The sequence below is a fragment of the Fictibacillus nanhaiensis genome (assembly GCF_023715445.1).
Lineage (GTDB): Bacteria > Bacillota > Bacilli > Bacillales > Fictibacillaceae > Fictibacillus > Fictibacillus nanhaiensis_D.
Genome location: NZ_JAMBOD010000001.1, coordinates 1,380,914 through 1,396,984, shown reverse-complemented (window position 1 = coordinate 1,396,984; position 16,071 = coordinate 1,380,914). Strand labels below are relative to the sequence as shown.

At 42.0% G+C, this 16,071-nt stretch carries 18 protein-coding genes; 16 read left to right on the top strand and 2 right to left on the bottom strand.

Going from position 1 to position 16,071, the window contains the following annotated elements:
• The first annotated feature begins 58 nt into the window (after positions 1-58).
• The 3 genes from M3196_RS22210 to M3196_RS07205 are packed head-to-tail and all read left to right on the top strand — an operon-like array spanning position 59 to position 950.
• Positions 59-217 carry a hypothetical protein gene (locus M3196_RS22210; protein ID WP_425310978.1) on the top strand — a complete coding sequence of 53 codons (159 nt, stop codon included), beginning with the start codon at positions 59-61 and terminating at the stop codon, positions 215-217.
• Between the two features lie 22 nt (positions 218-239).
• A complete protein-coding gene (locus M3196_RS22205; RefSeq protein WP_425310977.1) occupies positions 240-383 on the top strand; it encodes a hypothetical protein in 144 nt (47 codons plus the stop codon).
• Between the two features lie 24 nt (positions 384-407).
• Entirely contained in the window at positions 408-950 is a 543-nt protein-coding gene (locus M3196_RS07205; protein WP_251321545.1) for a histidine phosphatase family protein, read from the top strand.
• A 257-nt stretch (positions 951-1,207) separates the two neighbouring features.
• On the opposite strand, the gene M3196_RS07200 is transcribed toward M3196_RS07205, so the two are convergent.
• Both M3196_RS07200 and cax read right to left on the bottom strand, forming a co-directional pair.
• Complete coding sequence (locus M3196_RS07200) at positions 1,208-2,230, bottom strand: TlpA disulfide reductase family protein (RefSeq protein ID WP_251321544.1); 1,023 nt, start codon at positions 2,228-2,230, stop codon at positions 1,208-1,210.
• Between the two features lie 422 nt (positions 2,231-2,652).
• On the bottom strand, positions 2,653-3,708 hold the full coding sequence (cax, locus tag M3196_RS07195) for a calcium/proton exchanger (protein WP_251321543.1): 1,056 nt from the start codon (positions 3,706-3,708) through the stop codon (positions 2,653-2,655).
• A gap of 209 nt (positions 3,709-3,917) precedes the next feature.
• Between cax and M3196_RS07190 the strand changes: the two genes are divergently transcribed.
• From M3196_RS07190 to M3196_RS07130, 13 genes are all read left to right on the top strand, one after another.
• Complete coding sequence (locus M3196_RS07190) at positions 3,918-5,099, top strand: ATP phosphoribosyltransferase regulatory subunit (protein WP_251321542.1); 1,182 nt, start codon at positions 3,918-3,920, stop codon at positions 5,097-5,099.
• Entirely contained in the window at positions 5,099-5,743 is a 645-nt protein-coding gene (hisG, locus tag M3196_RS07185; protein WP_251321541.1) for an ATP phosphoribosyltransferase, read from the top strand. The genes M3196_RS07190 and hisG overlap by 1 nt, the downstream gene beginning before the upstream one ends.
• Complete coding sequence (gene hisD, locus M3196_RS07180) at positions 5,740-7,011, top strand: histidinol dehydrogenase (RefSeq protein ID WP_251321540.1); 1,272 nt, start codon at positions 5,740-5,742, stop codon at positions 7,009-7,011. The genes hisG and hisD overlap by 4 nt, the downstream gene beginning before the upstream one ends.
• Positions 7,012-7,605, top strand: coding sequence for an imidazoleglycerol-phosphate dehydratase HisB (hisB, locus tag M3196_RS07175; RefSeq protein ID WP_251321539.1), 594 nt, complete (start codon positions 7,012-7,014; stop codon positions 7,603-7,605).
• On the top strand, positions 7,606-8,247 hold the full coding sequence (hisH, locus tag M3196_RS07170) for an imidazole glycerol phosphate synthase subunit HisH (protein ID WP_251321538.1): 642 nt from the start codon (positions 7,606-7,608) through the stop codon (positions 8,245-8,247).
• On the top strand, positions 8,244-8,975 hold the full coding sequence (hisA, locus tag M3196_RS07165; RefSeq protein WP_251321537.1) for a 1-(5-phosphoribosyl)-5-[(5-phosphoribosylamino)methylideneamino]imidazole-4-carboxamide isomerase: 732 nt from the start codon (positions 8,244-8,246) through the stop codon (positions 8,973-8,975). Before hisH ends, hisA begins: the two co-directional genes overlap by 4 nt.
• Positions 8,976-9,734, top strand: a complete 759-nt coding sequence (gene hisF / locus M3196_RS07160) for an imidazole glycerol phosphate synthase subunit HisF (RefSeq protein ID WP_251321536.1) — start codon at positions 8,976-8,978, stop codon at positions 9,732-9,734.
• Positions 9,731-10,375 carry a bifunctional phosphoribosyl-AMP cyclohydrolase/phosphoribosyl-ATP diphosphatase HisIE gene (gene hisIE, locus M3196_RS07155; protein ID WP_251321535.1) on the top strand — a complete coding sequence of 215 codons (645 nt, stop codon included), beginning with the start codon at positions 9,731-9,733 and terminating at the stop codon, positions 10,373-10,375. The genes hisF and hisIE overlap by 4 nt, the downstream gene beginning before the upstream one ends.
• A gap of 848 nt (positions 10,376-11,223) precedes the next feature.
• On the top strand, positions 11,224-12,417 hold the full coding sequence (locus M3196_RS07150; RefSeq protein WP_425310987.1) for a tetratricopeptide repeat protein: 1,194 nt from the start codon (positions 11,224-11,226) through the stop codon (positions 12,415-12,417).
• A gap of 84 nt (positions 12,418-12,501) precedes the next feature.
• Positions 12,502-13,458: a thioredoxin-disulfide reductase gene (gene trxB, locus M3196_RS07145; RefSeq protein ID WP_251321533.1), complete on the top strand. Its 957-nt coding sequence runs from the start codon at positions 12,502-12,504 to the stop codon at positions 13,456-13,458.
• Between the two features lie 262 nt (positions 13,459-13,720).
• Entirely contained in the window at positions 13,721-14,179 is a 459-nt protein-coding gene (locus M3196_RS07140) for an NUDIX hydrolase (protein WP_251321532.1), read from the top strand.
• A 51-nt stretch (positions 14,180-14,230) separates the two neighbouring features.
• Positions 14,231-15,106, top strand: coding sequence for an RNase adapter RapZ (gene rapZ, locus M3196_RS07135; RefSeq protein ID WP_251321531.1), 876 nt, complete (start codon positions 14,231-14,233; stop codon positions 15,104-15,106).
• Positions 15,107-16,057 (top strand): gluconeogenesis factor YvcK family protein, encoded by a 951-nt coding sequence (locus tag M3196_RS07130; RefSeq protein WP_251321530.1) that lies wholly within the window; start codon positions 15,107-15,109, stop codon positions 16,055-16,057.
• Positions 16,058-16,071 lie beyond the last annotated feature (14 nt).

The window sequence follows — 16,071 nt, the reverse complement described above, 5'->3', positions numbered from 1 at the left end:
AGCAGCACCTCACCTAGTGGGGTGTTGTTTTTGAATCGTTTGAAAGTGAGAGATTACAATGCCGGTCATTAAGCATCAGGAATATATAAAAGCGCCTCTTGAGGTTTGTTTTGATCTTGCTAGAAATGTAGATGTACATACAGATACCACTTCCCATACGAATGAAAGAGCGGTAGGCGGCGTTACGTTCATTCTTTTAGACATACCATACGTTTGAGATAATGGGTGAGGGGACTGTGATGACAGACCAATTCGATTACAAATCACCATTTGGTATGATTGGAAGATTAGCTGACCGTCTCTTTTTAGAAAAATATATGACTGATTTTATTGTAAGACGAGCTAAAGCACTAAAAGAAATAGCTGAGAACAACGAAAATTAGAAAAAGAAAGCAGTGGGTGGGAAAATGAAAATAGGTTTGGTCAGGCACTTTAAAGTAACCCGGGGTTATCCTACCGCAAAATGGATTACCCCTACAGAATTTGATCAATGGATGAAAGAATATGAAGAATCTGATGTGGAAGAAACAGAAGTTGATCTTGGCGGAGAGGACTGGCAGAAGTGTTATGTAAGTACAGTTAGAAGAGCGGCTTATACGGCAGAAAAAATTTATCAAGGCGAACTCATCAAAACAGAAGATCTTCGGGAGATTCCTGTGTACCCGTTCTTTAAACGAAATATCAAGATCCCAATGATTCTTTATCCGCTCTGTATCCGGACTGCATGGTTCTTTAATCATAAATCTCAGTTAGAGCGAAGAACAGATGTGGAGATGCGCGTTTCTAAAATCATTGACCGTATTTTGGAGGAGAATGAGGAGAACGCTTTAGTTGTAAGCCATGGTGCACTCATGATGTTTATGCGAAAAGAACTCATTCGGCGCGGTTTTACAGGGCCGAAACTCGGACGCCCGGAGAATGCGAAGCTATATTTGTTTGAGAAGGTTTAAGTCGACGGTTTGATGCCAAGGGCAAGTCGGATTTGTCTTGAATTGTCGACTCGTGGTTATTTTCCGATTAACGTGGGATTAATGGCATTAACCGTGGAATTAATCTCGTTTACCGTGGGATTATATAGAAATAAGTTCTTCCTTATAACAAAAAGCTGGTTCTAACACCTTCAAAAGGGTTGAAAACCAGCTTTTTTATTTTTTCTTACAAATATCAAATCGTTTTTTTAAAAAAACGCACCATATTGGATCTATTTTTAATGTGCAGCCTTCACGAATTCGTCCATCATCTCATAACTCATCGGTCCGATATGTTTTTCGCGAATGACTCCTTTTTTATCTACTATAAAAGTTGTAGGGATAGAAACGGTCTTGTACATATCCCCGACTTTTCCTTCTGGATCCAGCAGAACAGGAAAATTGAGTTTATAATCGTCAGCAAACTGCCTCACTTCTTTTTCAGAATCACTATCCGTTAAGTTCACGGCAAGGATTTCAATCTTTTCGGATGAATGTTCATTATAATACCTTACCATCTCAGGCATTTCTGCACGGCATGGAGGGCACCATGTTGCCCAGAGGTTTACAAACACGACCTTGCCTTTTAAATCAGAAAGGCGTATTGTTTCACCATCGATCGTTTTAAGTTCAAAATCAGGAGCTTTGTTTCCCGGCTTTATACCGGTAGCAACGGTTTCAACGGCGGTTGCATCTTCTTTTTTGCCACTAAGAGGAGTATTGTTAATTACCGAAAAGAAAAGGGCAGTCACGAGCATAGAAAGAACGGTTTTTTTGAGCTGAAAAGACCCATACGTATAAAGATAAAATGCTAGAATCGTAAAAAATAAAGCAATTAAGCCATCTGCTGCCACAGTATCGGATGCAAAATGAGCTCCATAATAGACAGCGAAAAAGATAGTAAGACCTAATATGCCGCTATAAAAAATACGGCTTCTGTCAATTTCCCTTTTTCCCGCTGACCATAATAAATATAGAACGGCAGTGATGATTCCGAGAACAACACCTGTTTCACCGCCGTTAAAATATATAAGATTAAACGGCTGTTTATAAGTGAGGACCGGATGTAAGAAAAGATAGCTGATTTTCCAGACAAACCAGCAAAGTATAGCCGAGTTACTTAAACCATCGAGCAGTTGTTTTTTGTCTGGTTCTTTTCTTAATTTAAACGTAAGTAATCCATAAGCGATCAAAGCAGCACCCAAAATAGCAAGCCACACCATCTTTATTGAAAAAGACCCGATCGATAAATAATTCTTCATTATCACACCCGCCCTAAACTTGTCCTTTATACTAACTTTATCAGAATTTCATCTTATTTATTCCAATAAAGTAAATGTGAGAGGCTGAAATTCGATTAAATGGATTGCTAGATGTTATTGTTTTTGAGATTTTTATGCAAAGCAGAGTGGATTATAGATCGAGACGTCCTCCTTATCTATACGTATTCCTTTTTTGTCCTCTTTAAATGAACAATCCTTGTTAAGAAATAATTCATCCCACATTCATTTCAAAATACCCACGTTATTTCAAATAATCCCACGTTAAGTGACCAAAATCCCACGTTATTTTAAATATAAACGATTTTCGACAAAACCACTCATTCTCAGGACCACCGCATACCTTTTTTAGAATACAAAAAAAAGGCGAAGGACTAAATCCTTCACCATCTTTCCCTTTATCTTTATAGGAGATAAAACCCAACACCCATGATGAGATAGGCTGCTAATAGTGTTAGACCCTCGAACCAGTTCGTGTCACCGTCATTGGTTAAGGAGATGGTCAAGAATACTGCGAGGACCATTGCAACAAGTTCTGGAAGTGTGAACACGAGCGCCATCGATTTCTCAAAGAAAAGAGAGATCAAAACGAGCACTGGAGCAACGAACATGGCAATCTGCAAGGTAGATCCGATCGCGATCTCAACAGCTACGTTCATCTTGTTCTTATAAGCCATAATAATCGCAGATGCGTGTTCTGCGGCATTACCGACGATCGCAACAATGATTACACCGATGAAAACTTCACTCCAGCCCAGTGTTTCTCCAACCTCTTCAAATGTATGAACCAATTTTTCAGAAACATAAGCTACGGCCACTGTAGATAGGGCAAGAATAATAAGTGCTTTCATCTTGCTCCATTCAGCTGTTTCATGTTCATGTACCTCTTCGTGTTCTGATTGATATACGCCTCTATGTGTTACGAGCTTAAACAACAATGCGGCGATATATAAAATAATCATGATGACAGAAACCCAAACACTTAGTGTGAGTGAATCGGCATCGTCCAGTTTATAGGAAAATACCTCAGGGAAAACAAAAGCAACAACAACGCCGAAAATGAGCAATCCAGCGTTATGCCGGGCATCGTAAACATTGAACTTTTGCTGTTTAAACTTTAATCCCCCTACAAAAAAAGAAAGACCGCCTACGAGTAAGAGGTTTCCGAGTACTGAACCGGTCAATGAGGCTAATACTACACTTATGAGACCAGCTTTTAAGGCAAAAATAGAAATGATGAGTTCAACAGCATTTCCGAATGTAGCATTTAACAGTCCGCCGATCCTTGGTCCTGCAACGATTGCCAAGCTTTCAGTCGCGCGTCCCATATAACCTGCGAGTGCAACTATGGTGGCGCAGTATATGACAAAAAGAATAACGGCCGGCCAGTGCTGCATGCTGCCGAAAACAGAAAGCGGGACACCGATTATGATAGCGAGAAAAAAGATGCGATTAAACAAGATGCATCCATCCTTTCATATCTATGTATTTATTTTTACATACTATTCCCTGAAATCTATTTTCTTAACTACAAGATTTTTCATTGTATCGGTTGACATGTGTGGTGGGTACGTGTACACTTACAACTAAATCTTTATCATGGTAGTACATTAGCGAACTAAAGCGTTTTGATTATAAAAATTCACTTCACATATAAAGGATGAAGGAAATGTCTAAACCGTTTGTATTTGAAAAGCCTGCAGGCATGAGGGATACACTTCCTGCTTTTTATCAAAAAAATGAAGATATCAAAAATACAATAAAAAAAGAGATGGAGTCTTGGGGCTATCAATTCATTCAGACACCTACACTGGAGTACCATGATACAGTTGGCGAAGCCTCGGCCATTCTGGATCAGCAATTGTTTAAACTTCTTGATATGGAAGGGAATACGCTAGTACTCAGACCGGATATGACGGCACCGATTGCACGAGTTGTTTCATCAAGCATGAAAAATGTCGCTTATCCGCTTCGCCTTGCATACAGCTCTCCGGTTTTTCGTGCGCAGCAGCGTGAAGGAGGAAGACCGGCAGAATTCGAACAAGTTGGTATCGAATTAATCGGTGAAGGAACATCAAGTGCAGAAGCTGAGGCACTTGCTTTAATGACCGATGTGATAAAAAAGAGCGGAATCAATGCTTTTACAATAGCTGTTGGTCATATCGGTTTTGTTCAGGAACTGTTAGCTGATATTTTAGGAAACGATAACCGTGCTAGTGAGCTTCTCCGTTATCTGAACGAAAAAAATTATGTGGGCTACACGTCTCATGTAAAGGAGCTTCCCTTATCTTCAATTGATACACAGCGCTTATTAAAACTGTTGGACCTAAGAGGTGGAATCGACGTTCTGAACAAAGCATCAGCATTGGCTCCAAACGCGAAGGGGCAGCAAGTTTTAGAGGAATTAATAAATGTATACGAGCTGCTGAAAGAGTATGATGCAGCACAAAATATTGTTTTTGATTTTACTTTGTTCAGCCATATGAGCTATTACACAGGAATAGTATTTGAGGGCTATGCAGCAGGTATCGGTGCACCGATTGCAAGCGGTGGCAGATACGATGATCTTTTGAGTAGATTTGACCGAAAAGCGCCAGCAATCGGTTTTGCGATTCGAATGGATTATTTTATAGAAGCACTGGGCAGTAAGAATGACTCTATTAAAAAACAATGCATTTTATTTACACCGGAGCGAAGAAAAGAAGCGCTGCAATGGGCAAGAGCTAAACGGTCAGAAGGCGGTCATGTCGTCATGCAAGACCTTTCCGGTGTAAAAAATGTCGATGAGTTCAGCAAACGTTTCGATGAAATTCATTATTTGATCGGAAGTCAGCAAGGAGAGGACTTGTAATGAATACGGTTTTAACGATGGCAATGCCTAAAGGAAGAATCTTTGAAGAAGCGGTCGACCTGTTAAGACAAGCTGGTTACCCGCTGCCTCCTGAATTTGAAGATTCTCGAAAATTGATCATCGACGCACCCGAAGCCGGGCTGCGATTTATTCTGGCAAAACCGATGGATGTTCCAACATATGTGGAGCACGGTGTAGCGGATATCGGAATTGCAGGTAAAGACGTCATGCTTGAAGAAGAACGTGATGTTTACGAGGTGCTAGATCTGAAGATTTCAGCCTGCTATTTAGCAGTTGCAGGGCTTCCGGGCGGCAACTATCAAAAAGTTGCACCAAAAATTGCTTCAAAATATCCGAACGTTGCTTCTCATTATTTTCGTGAACAAGGTCAGCAAGTGGAAGTGATTAAGCTTAACGGATCCATTGAGCTTGCCCCGTTAATCGGCTTAGCAGACCGCATCGTAGATATTGTTTCAACAGGACGAACGTTAAAAGAAAACGGACTTATCGAGCTTGAAAAAATTGCAGACATTACATCAAGACTTATCGTAAACCCTGCCAGCTACAGACTTCATGCAGCTAGAATCAACGAACTGGTTGAACGCATGCGAACACTCGTTGAAAGTAAGGAGGGGAACCAGTGAAAATCCAGCCTGTTTCTGAATTAAAAACGCTAGAGAGAAGTGTTGAACAAAATACGGAGCAGCAGCGGAGGGCTGTATTAGAAATCTTACAAACCGTAAAACTTGAGGGTGACAAAGCACTTTTAAACTACACGGAAAAATTTGATGGTGTTTCGCTGAATTCCCTTGAAGTAACGAAAGAAGAAATAGATGAGGCCGTTGCATCTCTTGATCAAGAGATGATCGATATCATTTCTGAAGCGGCTGCAAACATCCGAGAATATCACGAAAAGCAGAAACGCCAGTCATGGTTCTTCACGAGAGAAGACGGAACGATGCTGGGCCAAAAGGTAAATCCTCTCGATTCAGTAGGAGTTTATGTCCCGGGAGGAACTGCCGCATATCCTTCATCTGTATTGATGGGTGTCATTCCGGCAGCTGTTGCTGGTGTTGAAGAAATCGTTCTCGTATCGCCTCCAGGAAAAGACGGAAAGCTTCCAGCTGCTGTTTTAGCTGCAGCTTCTATCGCAGGCGTTAAACGAATGTTTAAAATCGGAGGCGCTCAAGCGATCGGTGCACTTGCCTATGGAACAGAAACCGTACCGAAAATAGATAAGGTTGTTGGCCCTGGTAACATTTACGTAGCACTAGCAAAACGTGAAGTGTTCGGAGTTTGTGATATTGATATGATCGCAGGTCCTAGTGAAATTGCAGTTCTTGCAGATGAAAACGCAAATGCCCGATATATCGCAGCTGACCTATTGTCACAAGCGGAACATGATCCTCGTTCTGCAGCTTTCTTGGTTACGACTTCTAAAGATCTTGCAGAAAATGTTGCAGCTGAAGTAGAAAGCCAGCTTAAAGACTTGCCGAGGAAAGACATTGCCTCACAAGCTATCAAAGATTATAGTGCCATTTATGTAGTGGATTCACTAACTGAAGGTGCCGAGGTGATCAACCGAATAGCTCCAGAGCATTTAGAAATTATGACGAAAGATCCGATGAGTCTCCTCGGAAAGATCAAACATGCAGGGGCAATTTTCCTTGGAGAATACAGCTCTGAACCTGTTGGTGATTATTTTGCAGGTAGCAATCACGTACTTCCGACCAGCGGGACAGCACGTTTTTCAAGCCCTTTGAACGTGGATGATTTTACGAAAAAATCCAGCGTGATCCGCTATAGCGAGCAAGCCATAAAAGAAAACGGACATAAGATCTCTGCGTTTGCACGGTTAGAAGGACTTGAAGCACATGCAAGGGCGATCGATTACCGACTGGAGGACGAATAAATGGAAAAAAGACGTCAGCATACGATCGAACGAAATACGAAAGAAACACAGATCTCTTTATCACTTGATATCGATGGAGAAGGACAAGCAGATATCCAGACGCCTGTACCGTTTTTAAACCACATGCTTGATGCGATCGCACGTCATGGACATTTTGATCTTAAGGTGAACGCTGCTGGGGATGTGGAAATAGATGACCATCATACGACTGAAGACGTTGGTATCTGTCTCGGACAAGCGATACAAGGTGCTTTAGGCGATAAACGAGGAATTAAGCGTTATGGAAATGCATTTGTTCCGATGGATGAAACATTGGCTCAAGTCGTTATCGATCTTTCAAACCGTCCGCATTTAGAGTTTCGTGCACAGTTTCCTAGCCAAAAAGTCGGTGCGTTTGATACAGAACTTGTTCATGAATTCTTCTGGAAACTGGCGTTAGAGGCACGAATGAACCTTCATGTGATTGTTCATTATGGGTCAAATACGCATCATATGATCGAAGCTGTTTTTAAAGCTTTTACTAAAGCTTTAGATGAAGCCACACAGATTGATCCGCGCGTTAAAGGAGTGCCTTCAACGAAAGGAATGTTATAGATGATCGGAATTATTGATTATGGAATGGGCAACCTTCACTCTGTCTGTTCAGCATTAAAAAGAATCGAACAGCCGTACATCCTTTCTGGTAAACCAGAAGAACTGCATGAAACGGATGGCTTATTGCTGCCAGGGGTTGGATCTTTTAAAGATGCGATGACTGAGCTTGAGGGAACAGGGCTTGCCGATTTTATAAAAAAAGAGACAGAGAACGGTAAACCGCTTATGGGGATATGCCTTGGCATGCAGCTTCTGTTTGAAAGAAGTACAGAAAATGGATTGACTGAAGGACTTGGTCTTCTCCCAGGCAAGGTCGATCGTTTTCGCGGTGTAACAGGTGAAGGCAAATCGTATAAAGTGCCTCATATGGGATGGAACAACCTTCATTTTTTACAAAAAGAACAACCACTATTAATAGGATTGGATGAAGGCTACGTATATTTTGTGCATTCATTTGTGGTTCAAACAGACAACAGAGAAGTTTTAGCTGCCGCCGCACATTATGAAGATGTTGAAGTTCCGGCCGTTGTCGGACGGAATCATATTATGGGTACACAGTTTCATCCTGAAAAAAGTTCAGAGACAGGCATGGGTATACTGAAAAACTTTTGCCAGCTCGTTGAGGAGGGAAAACAACGATGAGTTTATTCACACTATATCCTGCGATTGATATGCGTGGCGGAAAATGTGTAAGACTTTTGCAAGGTGACTACAATCAGGAGACGGTTTACGGCGACTCACCGTTCGATATGGCTATGCAGTTTGCGGATCAAGGTGCTGAATGGATTCATATGGTGGATCTCGATGGTGCTAAAGACGGGGAAAAAGTGAATCATGATCATGTATTACGGGTGGCGAAAGATCTTCCTGCTAAAGTTCAGATCGGCGGCGGTATTCGTTCAATGGGTGACGTTTCTTTTTATTTGGATGCAGGAGTTGACCGTGTGATTTTAGGAAGTGCTGCCGTATCTAATCCTGAGTTTGTCCGAGATGCTTTAAAACGTTACGGCGGATCTAAAATCGCTATTGGACTTGATGCACGTGATGGCTATGTGGCAACTGAAGGCTGGCTTGAAACCTCTCACATCAGGGCGGTTGATCTTGCAAAAAGACTTGTAGAAGAAGGTGCTGAAACATTTATTTTTACAGATATCTCTAAAGACGGCATGCTGCAGGGACCGAACGTGGAGGCGATCGGTGAACTGGCATTCATCACAGGAAAAGAAGTGATTGCCTCAGGCGGTGTCAGCTCACTTGATGACTTGGTGAGATTAAAGAAGGATGAGCGCAACATTGCGGGTGCTATTATCGGAAAAGCCCTCTATACTGGCCGATTTACGCTTTCAGATGCGTTAGGAAGTGTGAAGTAAATGCTTACTAAAAGAATTATTCCTTGCTTAGATGTTAAAGAAGGCCGAGTCGTAAAAGGCATTCAGTTTTTAAACTTAGTAGATGCAGGTGATCCTGTTGAGCTTGCCCGTTTTTATGATAAAGAAGGAGCAGATGAGCTTGTTTTCCTTGATATTTCTGCCAGCCACGAAGGCCGGGATACGATAGTTGAAGTTGTAGAACGTGTTGCCGCAGAACTCGCTATTCCTTTTACGGTCGGAGGCGGAATTAATAAGCTCGAAGATATGAAAAGAGTCTTAAGAGCTGGAGCTGACAAAGTTTCCGTAAATACAGCAGCATTACTAAGACCCGAATTGATTACTGAAGGATCAGATTACTTCGGTGCGCAATGTATCGTGGTAGCGATCGATGCTAAATATGATGATGAGCTTGAATCGTGGCGTGTATATACGCATGGGGGACGCAAACCCACTCAATGGGAAGTCACTGAGTGGGCGCGAGAGGCAGTGAAACGAGGTGCTGGAGAAATTCTTTTAACCAGCATGGACAAGGACGGAGAAAAGTCTGGATTTAACCTTGCTCTTACAAAAGCAGTCAGTGAAGCAGTGACTGTTCCTGTAATTGCATCAGGCGGCGCTGGAAACGCTGATCATTTTTATGATGCGTTCACAGAAGGTAAAGCAGATGCGGGTTTAGCCGCTAGCATTTTTCATTATAAAGAAACTTCAATCGGAGAGCTAAAGTCAGAATTGCAAAAGTTGGGGGTGGCTGTACGTTGAAATGGGAAAAGTTGAAATTTGATGAAAATGGTCTGATTCCTGCTGTAGTACAGGATTATCAGTCAAAAGAGGTTTTGACGGTCGCATATATGAGTGAAAAGTCGCTCGAAAAAACGGTCGAAATCGGCGAAACTGTATTTTTTTCAAGATCCCGAAAAAAATTATGGCACAAAGGTGAGACATCCGGAAATACACAGAAAGTAAAGAGCATTAGATTCGACTGTGATCAGGATTCATTAGTGGTTTTGGTAGAGCCTAAAGGACCAGCGTGCCATACAGGGACATATAGTTGTTTTTCAGAAACCCTTTATCGTGCAGACGAAAATCATGATGAACCAAACCGTGACAGATATGCAATTCTAAATGAGCTGCAGGAAATTATCGCGCGACGAGAGCACGAAATGCCTGAAGGTGCTTACACCACTTATCTTTTTGAGCATGGAGTAGATAAGATCCTTAAAAAAGTAGGGGAAGAAGCAGGTGAAGTCATCATCGCAGCGAAAAATCGTGACCCTGAAGAATTGAAATGGGAAGTTTCCGACCTTCTTTATCACGTATTGGTGCTTTTGCAGGAGCAAAAGGTACCGTTGGACGACATTTTAGCTACATTAAAAGAAAGACATACGAAAAAGGACAGCTGAGGAGTGATTTCTCGGTTGTTTTTTTGTTTTGACGGCGATTTATACTCGCTCGTGGGGTTTTATGCTCGCTCGTTGGTTTTATGCTCGCTCGTGGAGATTTATGCTCGCTCGTGGGGTTTTATGCTCGCTCGTGAGGTTTTATGCTCGCTCGTTGGATTTATGCTCGCCTTGGGGGATTTATACTCGCCCTCGGGGTTTTATGTACGCTCGCGAATTTCCGCACGCCCGCTATCACCCAATCCTTCAGATTTAGATCCTCCCTCAATCATTTATTGTCGAAAGTTTCCTGCACATTATTTACAGTCAAAGGGGTGTTTGTATTTTTAGCCTGTGTTATAATTTTTGGGTTGAAAACTTTGTGAACTGAACGATATAGAAGTTAATAAGTTTACATAGTAGATGGAGGAACGAATTATATGTATAAACGAAAAAGGGCCAGTGAAGCAGGCGGCCGTGTTCTTCCCTTTATTCAGGATGGGGATTATTTTTTTGAAAAAGGATTAAAAGCCTATAACAGGCGTGATTTATATACAGCAAAAAAAATGTTTGAGCGGGCCGTTACCTTCCAGCCGGATGAGCCCTCTTTTTTATGTCAGCTGGCTTCAACGCTTGCTGAGATCGGTGAATATGAAGAATCAAACCGATATTTATTGAACGTAATCGAGGGGACAGGCTCTGATATGTCAGAATGTCATTTTTTCCTTGCGAACAATTTTGCACATTTAGGTATGTATTCCGATGCGGAAGAACATGCTTTGCTTTATATGCAGTATGATCCAGACGGGGAGTTTGTAGACGATACGCAAGAGCTGCTGGATCTGATCAGCCTGGAAACAGGAAACAAGTCGATGAACTTGCCGCTTTCTACTGAAGAGGAACTGATCAAATTACATGATGAAGCGAGACAGTCTATTGAGCGCGGAGATCTGCCTCTTGCACAAGAGCAGCTTCGCGAGATTATCAATAATCACCCGAAGTTTTGGGCAGCATACAATAATTTAGCTCTGACTCATTTCTATAAGAGTGAATTCGATGAGGCGATGGATGTTCTTCAGGACGTTCTGGATAAGAATCCTGGAAACTTAAACGCCCTGTGTAATTTAGCGATCTTTTTATTTCATTTAGGAATGGACGAACCGGGCGGTAAGCTTGTTGAGCGGCTTAAAATGGTGCACCCGATGCATCCTGAGCACCGGTACAAGCTTGGTAATACGTTTGGGCTTTTAGAAGAGCATGTGTATGCGAATAAGTGGCTTCAAACCCTTAGAAAATCATCATTTGTTTATGATCCTGTAACGACTCATATGCTTGCGGTATCTTATTATGCGCTCGGACAAAAAGAGCTTTCTTTAAGAACATGGAAAAAGGTCCTCGAACTTGATCCGGAAGGCACTGTTGCACCATTTTATATCGAAAAAGCAAAGAACGATGAATTGATTGTTTCAGGCGGCGATTATCAGTATCGCATACCGACTAATAAGCAGAACAAGCCAAAAAAAGACCGGCAGATCAAGGCCATGGAACATATCCAGCAAGTTCGTAAAGGGCTGGAAAAAAACAAAATCACGCATTTATTTTTACTAAGAGGGAATAAAAATGAAGAGGCCTATGTAACTCTGCGTGATTTTTGCCTTCGTAAAGATGAGTCTTTGTTCGTAAAAGAAATCGCTGCAAATATCATGCTTGAACAACACCCAGAGATGCCGGTAAAACTCGCGCATGAAGAAGCGCTGGTAGACGTTGGGAGTCCTTCTGTTTTATTAACTAAGGCACTTGATGTTCTTCATATATTGAAAGAAAAGGGCGCAGCGCTTGATGAACAAGTTCTTTTTTACTGGTCAGAAGCCATAAAGCTTGCTGAGCTGAAAGGCGAAAAAATCTTTGAAAACGAAAAGGCTGTAGCAGGTGCAATTGATCACTTAGCACGTAAACAAAAAGGAAGATCAACTCAAAAAGCCATTGCTGATTTATACGGAGTCTCGATTGCTGTTCTTTCTTTAAGGATCAAAAAACTGATCGGCTGGGTAAATCGTAACGTATGAGCAGAATCGTGGACTTTGTTCCTAGGAGCCGATAGGATAGACATATAGTAAATAAGAATTTCCTTATATAAGGAGTGTGCTTTAATGAGTGAAGAAAAAATTTATGATGTTGCAATATTAGGTGCAGGACCAGCGGGTATGACTGCCGCGGTTTACACATCCCGTGCAAACCTGGATACGGTTATGATCGAACGAGGGATTCCAGGCGGACAGATGGCAAATACAGAAGACGTTGAGAACTATCCTGGATTTGACCATATTTTAGGACCAGAACTTTCAAACAAAATGTTCGAGCACGCGAAAAAGTTTGGTGCTGAATATGCATATGGAGATGTAAAAGAGATCATCGACGGTGAAGAGTACAAAACAATCAAAGCCGGAAGCAAAACGTATAAAGCCCGTTCAATCATTATTTCAACAGGTGCTGAATATAAAAAGCTTGGCGCACCTGGTGAAAAAGAACTTTCAGGCCGCGGAGTTTCTTATTGTGCGGTTTGTGACGGAGCTTTCTTTAAAGGCCGTGAACTGGTTGTTGTCGGCGGCGGAGACTCTGCTGTTGAAGAAGGCGTGTACTTAACACGTTTTGCGACAAAGGTTACGATCGTTCACAGACGTGATACGTTGCGTGCTCAAAAAATCCTTCAGCAGCGTGCATTTGATAACGACAAGATCGATTTCATATGGAATCATTCCGTTAAAGAAATCCATGGTGAAAATAACAAAGTCAGCAACGTAACGCTCGTGAACACTGAAACTGGTGAAGAGCAAGATTTTAAAACAGACGGTGTATTCATATACATCGGAATGCTGCCGCTTAATGCAGCCTTCAAAGACCTTGGAATCACAAACGAGAACGGTTATGTAGAAACGAACGAACAGATGGAAACCAAGATCCCTGGAATCTTTGCTGCTGGTGATATCCGTGAAAAAACACTTCGTCAGATTGTTACGGCTACCGGTGATGGAAGTATCGCCGCACAGGCTGCTCAGCATTATGTGGAAAATTTGGCTGAAAAGTTAAAAAACGTAACTTCTAATTAATCAACTTGTAACAGTGGTGAAACAATTGTGGGGTATTATAAAAATAAGAAATTGACCCCCTTTTTATAAAAGCAAGACTTTGACACGGAGCTATGCGCCGTGTCCTTTTTTTATTTATCGGGATTTTTTCACATAATAAGTGAAAAACAATACTTTAAAAGTAAGAATGCTAAATACGATAAACCCTTCAGGCGTCTGTATTGTGAGGGGTTACATAATTTAGTATACTAAACGATATAGACAAAGCCCTGAGGTGAATTAAGTGCAAAGAGTAACAAACTGTGTGTTAATCAAAGATAATCAAGTGCTTTTGCTTCAAAAGCCTAGACGGGGCTGGTGGGTTGCTCCCGGCGGTAAAATGGAGTCAGAGGAGTCAATACGTGATTCCGTAATTCGGGAATACCGAGAAGAGACCGGGATATATTTAATGAATCCGCAACTGAAAGGTGTTTTTAATTTTATTATTAAACAAGGTGACAAAATCATTTCTGAATGGATGATGTTCACTTTTTTAGCAACCGATTCGGAAGGTGTAGCACTTGAAGAGTGTGAAGAAGGAATTCTCGCTTGGAAGCCGGTTGATGAAGTGAGAGAACTGCCGATGGCACCAGGGGATCATCACATTTTGGATTATGTTACAAATGGAAGCAATATGATTTTTGGCACATTTACGTATACACCTGATTTTGAGTTGCTTTCCTATCGATTAGATCCGGCATAAGATAGAGCCGTCTGCATAAGAATTGAACATAGTTTACAGGGGGGAAATGGCATGGAAAGACAAGACGTACAAATGGTGATTATTACAGGAATGTCAGGAGCCGGTAAAACGGTGGCCATGCAGAGCTTCGAGGATTTAGGCTACTTCTGTGTAGATAATCTGCCGCCAGCACTACTCCCTAAATTTGTAGAATTGATGCAAGAATCTGCTGGCAAGCTGAATAAAGTTGCCCTTGTGATGGACCTTCGCGGACGCGAGTTCTTTGATCAACTGTTCTCAACACTTGACCAGCTCGCGATTTCTTCAGACATTCAGCCGCAGATTTTATATTTAGACTGCAAGGATGCTACACTTGTCCGCCGCTATAAGGAAACACGACGCTCACATCCACTGGCGAAAAGCGGAAATCCTCTTCAAGGCATTACGCAAGAACGTGAAATGCTGGAAGAATTAAAGGGAAGAGCACAGCAAGTGTTAGATACTTCAGACCTTAAGCCGCTTCAGCTTCGTGAGCGCATTATTCAGCGATACTCAGCGAATGCTGCACATCCGTTTACGATCAACGTGATGTCGTTCGGATTTAAATATGGTATGCCGATCGATGCTGACTTAGTGTTTGACGTCCGTTTCTTGCCTAACCCGCATTATATTGAGCATATGAGACCGCGAACTGGGCTTGAGCCTGACATTTCGGAGTATGTGCTGAAATGGCCAGAGACAAACAAGTTTTTAGAGAAGCTGCTTGATCTTCTGCATTTTATGGTTCCGCAATACAAGCGTGAAGGAAAGAGCCAGCTGATCATCGGGATCGGCTGTACAGGCGGGAAACATCGTTCTGTAGCCCTAGCTGAATATATCGGAAACTCGCTTTCAAAAGAGTACGTCACATTCAGCAGTCACAGAGATATGGGAAAGGATAAAGTATAGATGAAAAAGCAGCCGAAAGTGGTAGTGCTTGGCGGAGGAACGGGTCTATCCGTTTTACTCCGCGGTTTAAAGCACTATCCTGTTGATATTACTGCTATCGTTACGGTTGCAGATGACGGCGGCAGCTCAGGAAGACTGAGGAGAGATTATGATATGCCTCCTCCTGGTGACGTTAGAAACGTGATCGCTGCGCTTTCTGAGGTGGAACCGCTTGTAGAAAAAATGTTTCAGCACCGGTTCAAAGTGGGTGACGGAATTGTAGGTCACTCGCTTGGGAACCTTCTTTTAGCTGCCATGCATGATATTACGGGTGATTTTTTAACCGGAATCCGGGAACTTTCACGAGTTTTAAACGTAAGAGGTCAAGTACTGCCTGCAGCGAAAAACAGTATTATTTTAAGTGCGGAATTAGAAGATGGGACGATTGTACAGGGGGAATCCAAGATCCCGTTGTCGAATAAAAAAATTAGACGTGTTTTTTTATCTGATGAGGAGATTGAACCTTTACGTGAGAGTGTGAAAGCGATTCAAGAAGCTGATCTCATTGTAATCGGACCAGGAAGTCTGTATACGAGTATTCTGCCCAATTTGCTTGTTACCGGTATTTCTACAGCTATTCGTGAGGCAACGGCACCTAGAGTGTATGTATGCAACGTGATGACACAACCGGGTGAGACGACAGATTATACAGCCGGAGATCATATCCAGGCTTTAATCGACCATGTTGGGCATAATTTTATTGATGTGGTCATCGTAAACAACGAAACGATTCCTTCTGAGTTTTTAGATCTTTACCTTGAAGAAGGTGCGTCACAAGTTAAGTTTGATGAAGAACGTCTAAAATCGTTCGGCATCGGATTGGTTTGCGATAATATTATTCAATACGGGACGCTGGTCAGACATGATGCCAAACGTGTATCGGATCTGCTTTTAGGTTTGATTGAAAAATAGAAAGTGTTATGGAA

What these genes read in the sequence shown, in the direction of transcription:
- M3196_RS07190 (WP_251321542.1), top strand. Translation starts at nt 3,918, where the DNA reads ATGTCTAAACCGTTTGTATTTGAAAAGCCTGCAGGCATGAGGGATACA.
- hisH (WP_251321538.1), top strand. Translation starts at nt 7,606, where the DNA reads ATGATCGGAATTATTGATTATGGAATGGGCAACCTTCACTCTGTCTGT.
- trxB (WP_251321533.1), top strand. Translation starts at nt 12,502, where the DNA reads ATGAGTGAAGAAAAAATTTATGATGTTGCAATATTAGGTGCAGGACCA.
- hisA (WP_251321537.1), top strand. Translation starts at nt 8,244, where the DNA reads ATGAGTTTATTCACACTATATCCTGCGATTGATATGCGTGGCGGAAAA.
- M3196_RS07130 (WP_251321530.1), top strand. Translation starts at nt 15,107, where the DNA reads ATGAAAAAGCAGCCGAAAGTGGTAGTGCTTGGCGGAGGAACGGGTCTA.
- hisG (WP_251321541.1), top strand. Translation starts at nt 5,099, where the DNA reads ATGAATACGGTTTTAACGATGGCAATGCCTAAAGGAAGAATCTTTGAA.
- M3196_RS07205 (WP_251321545.1), top strand. Translation starts at nt 408, where the DNA reads ATGAAAATAGGTTTGGTCAGGCACTTTAAAGTAACCCGGGGTTATCCT.
- rapZ (WP_251321531.1), top strand. Translation starts at nt 14,231, where the DNA reads ATGGAAAGACAAGACGTACAAATGGTGATTATTACAGGAATGTCAGGA.
- hisB (WP_251321539.1), top strand. Translation starts at nt 7,012, where the DNA reads ATGGAAAAAAGACGTCAGCATACGATCGAACGAAATACGAAAGAAACA.
- M3196_RS07150 (WP_425310987.1), top strand. Translation starts at nt 11,224, where the DNA reads ATGAACTTGCCGCTTTCTACTGAAGAGGAACTGATCAAATTACATGAT.
- M3196_RS07200 (WP_251321544.1), bottom strand. Translation starts at nt 2,230, where the DNA reads ATGAAGAATTATTTATCGATCGGGTCTTTTTCAATAAAGATGGTGTGG.
- M3196_RS22205 (WP_425310977.1), top strand. Translation starts at nt 240, where the DNA reads ATGACAGACCAATTCGATTACAAATCACCATTTGGTATGATTGGAAGA.
- hisF (WP_251321536.1), top strand. Translation starts at nt 8,976, where the DNA reads ATGCTTACTAAAAGAATTATTCCTTGCTTAGATGTTAAAGAAGGCCGA.
- M3196_RS22210 (WP_425310978.1), top strand. Translation starts at nt 59, where the DNA reads ATGCCGGTCATTAAGCATCAGGAATATATAAAAGCGCCTCTTGAGGTT.